General features: G+C 40.5%; 7 protein-coding genes. All 7 read right to left on the minus strand.

Annotated features, from left to right (window positions below):
* Positions 1 to 64 precede the first annotated feature (64 nt).
* Complete coding sequence (locus A5295_RS05235) at positions 65 to 871, minus strand: TrmH family RNA methyltransferase (RefSeq protein WP_004574208.1); 807 nt, start codon at positions 869 to 871, stop codon at positions 65 to 67.
* A 57-nt stretch (positions 872 to 928) separates the two neighbouring features.
* A complete protein-coding gene (locus A5295_RS05240; protein WP_064622017.1) occupies positions 929 to 1,777 on the minus strand; it encodes a hypothetical protein in 849 nt (282 codons plus the stop codon).
* Between the two features lie 58 nt (positions 1,778 to 1,835).
* Entirely contained in the window at positions 1,836 to 3,176 is a 1,341-nt protein-coding gene (rmuC, locus tag A5295_RS05245; RefSeq protein ID WP_064622019.1) for a DNA recombination protein RmuC, read from the minus strand.
* A 54-nt stretch (positions 3,177 to 3,230) separates the two neighbouring features.
* Positions 3,231 to 3,962 (minus strand): hypothetical protein, encoded by a 732-nt coding sequence (locus tag A5295_RS05250; protein ID WP_064622021.1) that lies wholly within the window; start codon positions 3,960 to 3,962, stop codon positions 3,231 to 3,233.
* Positions 3,952 to 5,046, minus strand: coding sequence for a hypothetical protein (locus tag A5295_RS05255; RefSeq protein WP_064622027.1), 1,095 nt, complete (start codon positions 5,044 to 5,046; stop codon positions 3,952 to 3,954). The genes A5295_RS05250 and A5295_RS05255 overlap by 11 nt, the downstream gene beginning before the upstream one ends.
* A gap of 530 nt (positions 5,047 to 5,576) precedes the next feature.
* On the minus strand, positions 5,577 to 6,347 hold the full coding sequence (locus A5295_RS05260) for an ABC transporter ATP-binding protein (protein WP_064622023.1): 771 nt from the start codon (positions 6,345 to 6,347) through the stop codon (positions 5,577 to 5,579).
* A gap of 26 nt (positions 6,348 to 6,373) precedes the next feature.
* On the minus strand, positions 6,374 to 6,579 hold a 206-nt coding region (locus A5295_RS05265; RefSeq protein ID WP_231875296.1), incomplete at its 5' end, for a hypothetical protein.

Genomic DNA, 6,579 nt, shown 5'->3' on the forward strand with positions numbered 1-6,579 from the left:
TTGCTGATGAGATTCTGCTGACAAAATTCTGCTACCGAAATTCTAATTAATATTTTATTAAGATTCAGCAATTTGGTGCTGCATGTTGCGCAATCCATGCGTGCATGGAAACAGCCGCAGCTGCTCCTGCGTTTAGCGAGCGAACAGAGCCAAATTGCGAAATATAAACAACGTCATCCGCCATTTCTAACGCTTTTTTAGAAAGACCCGGACCTTCTGCACCAAAAAGCATAAGGCAACGTTTAGGAAACTTGTAGTTTTCCATAGCAACAGCACCTGGAATAATATCGAGCGCTATAACGCGCGCGTTTTTAGCGTCGTGTTCCTTTATATTTGCGATTTTTTCAGCTTCTTTATTGCCTTCTGCTTGTGCTTTCAGCAAAAGTTGATGCGCTTCTTCTGTTTCTCGTGCTATATTTTCGCGCCAATTAGTTACTAGAGTTTCAATAGTTGGGCAGCACTCAACGTATTGGTAAAGCTCAGTCATTAACGAGCCTTTACGATTCCATTTATGAGGCCCTACAATATACACTTTTTTCGCTGTAAACGCGTTTGCAGTGCGAACCATAGAGCCTATGTTGAAATCGTGAGTCCAATTTTCTACAGCTACTTCAAACTCGTGGCGTCCTTTAGAATCGAGATCCGCTTTTATGGCTTCTACTTTCCAGTATCGGTAGCGGTCTAGGACGTTACGCTGGTCGCCTTCGTCTAGTAATTCAGTGCTAAACCGCGCATCATAATTTGGCGATTCTGGATTATCTGGACGAGGCTCACCTGGATGTTCTTCTTCCCATGGGCCAACTCCTATAGGTCGGAATTCTGGCTCATCGGAAGCTTTTGCAGCCAAAGTAATTGGATTCGGTTCGTGCATGTGTGAGTTTTGCTCCGTTTAATACTTTTGCTTAGTATTGGCAGCTAGTAATTGCAACTAGTCTTGGCAGCCGTCAGTTGCGCAATCACCTGTGCAGCCTGACTTGCAGTGACCGCCACAGCAATTGTCCTCGCAGCATGGCTCAGTGCAACCATCGTGAGCGCAATCGCCCGTGCACTCTACTTTGCAATGACCACCGCAGCAGTTGTCTTCGCAACATGGCTCAGTGCAACCATCGTGAGCACAATCACCCGTGCACTCTACTTTGCAATGACCACCGCAGCAATGATCGTTGCAGCAATTGTCGTGATCTGCATCTGCACGTAATTCTTCTTCATCGAAAGCTTGAACAAATGCCATTTTAGTACTCTCCTCATTTATTGGATTTACTAATTGAAGATGCCTTGTGCCTTGTTCGTCGGCGTCAACACCACCAATTAATGCAACTATAGCAAGAATTTGCGCACCTTGCTGATGAACAATGCCAAAATCGAGACTTAATTCATTGCCGTGTCGTAAAGTCACAAGCGAAGAAGTTTGAACATACGATTTTTCAGAAAGCCAAGAGTCAAGTAACAATACTCGCTTGCCTTTAACAGACGGACCTTTTGTTGCAGGGAAAACAAAATCCATAACGAAGCCGTCGAGTGCAATTCCTTTACGTTCTGCAGCATGAATAAGCGCAAAAACCATCGGCACTGCAGCAGCAGTTAACGCACCAATAGCGTCAACATCGCGTTCTAACGAATACCCAGCTTTCTCAATTGCATCAAAAAGAACATCACCAACCAACTTGGAGCCGCGCTGAGCAAAAGTAACAGAAAACAGTTCGCTAAATGGTTTTGCACTCATATCCGCACAAAGCATGCGTTTAAGTTCCGCGCGTTCCTCTTGTAATTCTGTCATTTTTGCACTCCTTAGCATTTAGAGTTCTTCAATTTTTGATGCTTTAATGTCTTTATGCTTAACGATCTTCTACTGATACTTCTGGAGCGCTCAGCTCTTTAACATCAGCTTTATCAGAGTCAATAAGATCTATTGAAGCAATAACTTTACTTTGATCTAACTTCTGAAGTTTACGCGCTGTTACCAACACTCGCGACTCAAGCGAGGAAGCAAACTTATTGTAAGCTGCAACTGTTCTTGCCAAAGATACGCCAAGTTTTGAAGCATTTTCTCCAAGAACTGCAAAACGATCATACAATTCTCGAGATAAATCGAAAAGTTCTTTTGCATCATCTGTAAGACTTTGCTGCTGCCATGCGTACGCAACAGACTTAAGCACAGCCCACAAAGTAACTGGGGAAGTGAGTGCTACTTTTTGCGCAAAAGCATCATCCATAAGTGTTGGGTCCGCCTCAAGAGCCGCCTGAAGCAACGCTTCGTTTGGAATAAATGCAACTACAAAGTCTGGTGCTGTTTCAAAAGCCTGCCAATATGCTTTAGCTCCTAATACTCGCACGTGCTCTCGCAAAGCCTTAGCGTGCGCTTTTAGAAGCTCACTCCTTCTAGCTAATTCTTCGTCACTTGCATTATCTGGTATTTCGCAAGCGCGTTGATAATCCGCATATGGAACTTTTGCATCAACTGGAATTGTTTTGCCTCCTGGCAGATACACAACCATATCCGGCCTCTGCTGCTCGCCATTTACTCCAGTTACAACAACCTGCGTATCAAAATCAACATGCTCAAGCAAGCCTGCAGATTCAACAATATTCTTTAGTTGAGCCTCGCCCCAAGCTCCGCGAACCTTATTATTTCGCAATGCTGCAGAAAGCGAACTCGTTTCGCGGTCAAGCCTTGTTTGCTGCTCACTTAAGCCTTTAAGCTGAGTGCTCAGCACACCCATTTCTTGCTTGCGTCCTTCTTCAATCTGCGAAACTTTATTCTTCAGAGCTTCAAGATTGTCTTTTACTGGAGCAAGCGCTTCCAAGACTTTACCTTGCTCTTTCAAAGTTTTTTCACGATTTAACCGTTCGCGTTCTTCTCGCTCTGCTCGCAATTGTTCTTCACGATTTACTCGCAATTGTTCTGCTTGCTGCGCCTTTAACAGCTCAGACTCCACAAATTTCAATCGCTCAGCAAGCTGCTCTGCTTGTGTGCGATATCGTATAGCCTGATTGCCATTTTCTTGAGCTTGAGCGCGCGCTTGTTCATACTGCGAGCGTAATTCGTTAAATTCGCGTTGGTTTACGCCATTAGCGCCTTGCGTTCCAGAGTTGCGCTTAACAATAGCCAACACAATAACAGCGGTTATTGCTACAGCAACCACCATTAAAACAAGCATCACAATATTATCGAACATACGTTCTATTAAACACTATTGAGTTGACTTTTAAAACATAATTAGACACGTCTTTTAAGCGCGTTCGAAATAAAGCAATCCACGTCCACACGTGCCGCTCCACAGGCAAACTGCAATTATAGTAAGCACAACAATGACGTATAACAATATGGATTGTCCAGGAATTACAGGCAAAGTTCCAGAAGGATACCATCGCAAAATCAATCCAATTTTACTTTGCAAACCTTGTGTGGCAATGTTCATCACTACTAAAAAGACACCAAATGCAAGGCCGTAAAACCTTCCAAAACAGGCTAATCCAATCATTATGAGCACAATATCAATCCAAGCATTACCTAAAATCATCTGCAATGTACTCAATAACTGCAAGTCAATTATACGAACAATTAACACTGAAGCGCCGAATGAAACAAACAAACACAATAAAGCAGCACTCAATGCATATATTCGCAGCCTTTTCATCACGAAACGTTCCCACGATACCATAATCGGAGCAAGGCAAACGAATGCCGCGGCAATAAACCCAACTACAATAACTTCATACAGAGGAACAACAAAATTAACAACACTACTACCAGATTGACATTGGAACGTTATACCTTCTACCGCATTATGCACATTAGCAGAATCTGGCAAACAAATATAACCAACATAAACTGGCAACTGCGTTACAAATGATCTGAATATAATAAGCATTAAAGAGGGAAGGACTACGGACAATAAAATTGCAACGATTGCAACAATATAATGCCTACCTTCAAGCCAAGCGCGAAAATTATTTTTCATGCTTATCACCAAGTTCCGATAAGACTTGTTGTGGAGTTATGAGACATTGATTAAGTTCTTTAACATGATTTTTTACAAATTGTTTCAGCTTAGCATTATCAGCATTATTAATACTCATAGCCACTTTATCGTTTGCTTCACCTGTAATAAATCCATATGACCCATACACATCATTACTTATACGAGAAGGAAGCTGAGCAAGCAAAAATGCTGTAACAGAAGCGTTTGAATCAAGATTCTTTTTTACATATACTTCTTTCATAGCACTTGATGCACATTTTGCAGGCACAAATCTTTGTAACACTTCTTGAGCGATACCAGTCATATCACCATATTTCTCAGAACGCCTAACAAATGTATCTGTTTGTTGTTGAATAACAGTAGCTTTAAGATTACGTAACTTTATTAAACCACTATTAGTAAGATTCCAAGATTTTTCAGTATTTGTTGGAGTAAACGCATTCCCCAGTACAAGCACAATTCCTTTGCCTTGCGAATCTCTCTGATTCTTAGGAAACCAAGAAGCAACAGTTTTCAGATGTTTAACAGCACGAAGTTTACGAATATAAGCTTCTTCAGGATGTACACAAACAGAAAAAGCAGTATCTTTAAACGTCGTACACTGAGGCACAAAAGGTCCAGAGCGAATCCAAGGTTTTGGACCCCACATAGCTATACAACAAGCGCATACTATTGGCATAATTAAAGAAATACTTATTGCTTTTATGCACCAATAAGATCCCTTTTGCCAAAAATATCTAATATGCGCGCAACAAAGAATGCATGAAACAATAACAACACACACAAAGAATATGCGCAAACCCACCAACCATGGGTTCATACGCAAACCAGGCTCAGCACCAATACCAGCATCCGACACTGGAAGTATTGCATATAAACTACTACCCCAATATCTAGGAAAAATATCTCCCTGAGGAATAACGCCATTACGCATTATAATGACGCCATAAATACAGCACCAAATTATTGCAAAAGATAATAAAGCTGAGAATACAATTGCCCAACGATTGCCAATAATTACTCCTAAAGTAAAACCAATTGCAAAAAATGCACTTGGCGTCACGCCTCCACATAATAGTGGAAAATACGGAAAATTTGTAATATTTACATCACTCTGCATTACTGTTGGCAATACACTTACGCAATATAACAAACTGCACAGTATAGCGCCTTTTAGTATAGGAATAGCGTAACGACTGGTTGATTTTCCTGCACACCACGCAGAATTGACCAAACATCTAGGCGAGCAAGCTTTACATGAACACCATGCGCCAAAAATGCAAGCAACAATATCAGACAAACAATGCATCCACGTGACATCAATTCTTAACCAAAGCGCATAATTATTATTATGCGCTAAAAAATTTGCCACACCCAAAAAAATAGGATATGCAATCAAAAATAAGCTAAAAATACAACTGCTTATTAGAGATAATGGGTACATAATACGTGAAATAATTGTGCACTTCTTATGACTTTTCGTAAAAAATCCGAATTCAGTTAAAAAGTTAGAATATTGACGCATATTTAATCACATCCCTACTCACTACCACATTAACAAAATAAGAAACTATACATATCCAGTTACTGCTACTACTCACTTTTATGAAATTTAGATAGCAAATGCCTATACCCTGATTCCCATGGAGTTACCATAAGATCTTCACGATTAGCATACTGAAGAAGATTATCCATTTTCCCATCAAGCAATATAATTCCTTCATTAAGAACTATAACCCGATCCGCAATTACTGCTAAATCTTCTACTAAATGTGTACTGACAATAACAGTATGCTTTTGCGAATAAGACTTAAGAAAATTACGAATATCAATACGCTGCTCAGGATCTAAACCAACAGTAGGCTCATCAAGTATTAGTACTGCAGGCTGACTAGCAATCACACAAGCAATACCAGCACGCTGACGCTGACCTCCTGATATTTTTGCAACTATGCGATGTGCTTGTTTTTCCAAGCCAACCTGTTTGAGAGCATTCCAAGCAGCTTGATACGCAGCACTCCACGATAGACCTCGCGCCCATGCGGCATATTGAACATTTTTTAACACACTCGATGCATTCATAAGTTCAAATGATTGTGGCAAATAACCAATATTTGACCGAGCTTTAGCCCTTTCCGCACGATCAGTTACGTCAAAGCCATGAACAAAAAGTTTCCCACTAGAGGGAGCATAAATCGTCGCTATAACGTTAAGCAGAGTAGTTTTCCCAGCACCATTTGGCCCCAAAAGACCACATATGCCAAAAGATAAATCTATAGAAAGATTATGCAAAATTTGTTTTTTCCCATACGAAAAATTCACATTAACAAGTTGCACATCTGAGCACGTATATGATTCTTGCATATCTCACCACTTAATAACTAGACTACTTACCTACAACTTCGTATATTTTCTCTGTCTATTCCAACTACAGAACCACTCATCTGAGCATAAGCTGACATTGGCATAGCATAAGCAATAGTAGAACGTGCAACTATTGCAAATCCTTCCTTTGCGAACATATTCGTATCTCCATTTTCAATCTGCTTCATAACGTATTCAGCCTTGAATACATACACGCATTTTATAATAATTC

The organism is Gardnerella sp. 26-12 (assembly GCF_001660745.1).
GTDB classification, from domain to species: Bacteria; Actinomycetota; Actinomycetes; order Actinomycetales; family Bifidobacteriaceae; genus Bifidobacterium; species Bifidobacterium swidsinskii.

Bases quoted from the DNA above. Each gene is read 5' to 3' on its own strand.
- rmuC (WP_064622019.1), bottom strand. From the start codon at position 3,176: ATGTTCGATAATATTGTGATGCTTGTTTTAATGGTGGTTGCTGTAGCA.
- A5295_RS05260 (WP_064622023.1), bottom strand. From the start codon at position 6,347: ATGCAAGAATCATATACGTGCTCAGATGTGCAACTTGTTAATGTGAAT.
- A5295_RS05250 (WP_064622021.1), bottom strand. From the start codon at position 3,962: ATGAAAAATAATTTTCGCGCTTGGCTTGAAGGTAGGCATTATATTGTT.
- A5295_RS05240 (WP_064622017.1), bottom strand. From the start codon at position 1,777: ATGACAGAATTACAAGAGGAACGCGCGGAACTTAAACGCATGCTTTGT.
- A5295_RS05235 (WP_004574208.1), bottom strand. From the start codon at position 871: ATGCACGAACCGAATCCAATTACTTTGGCTGCAAAAGCTTCCGATGAG.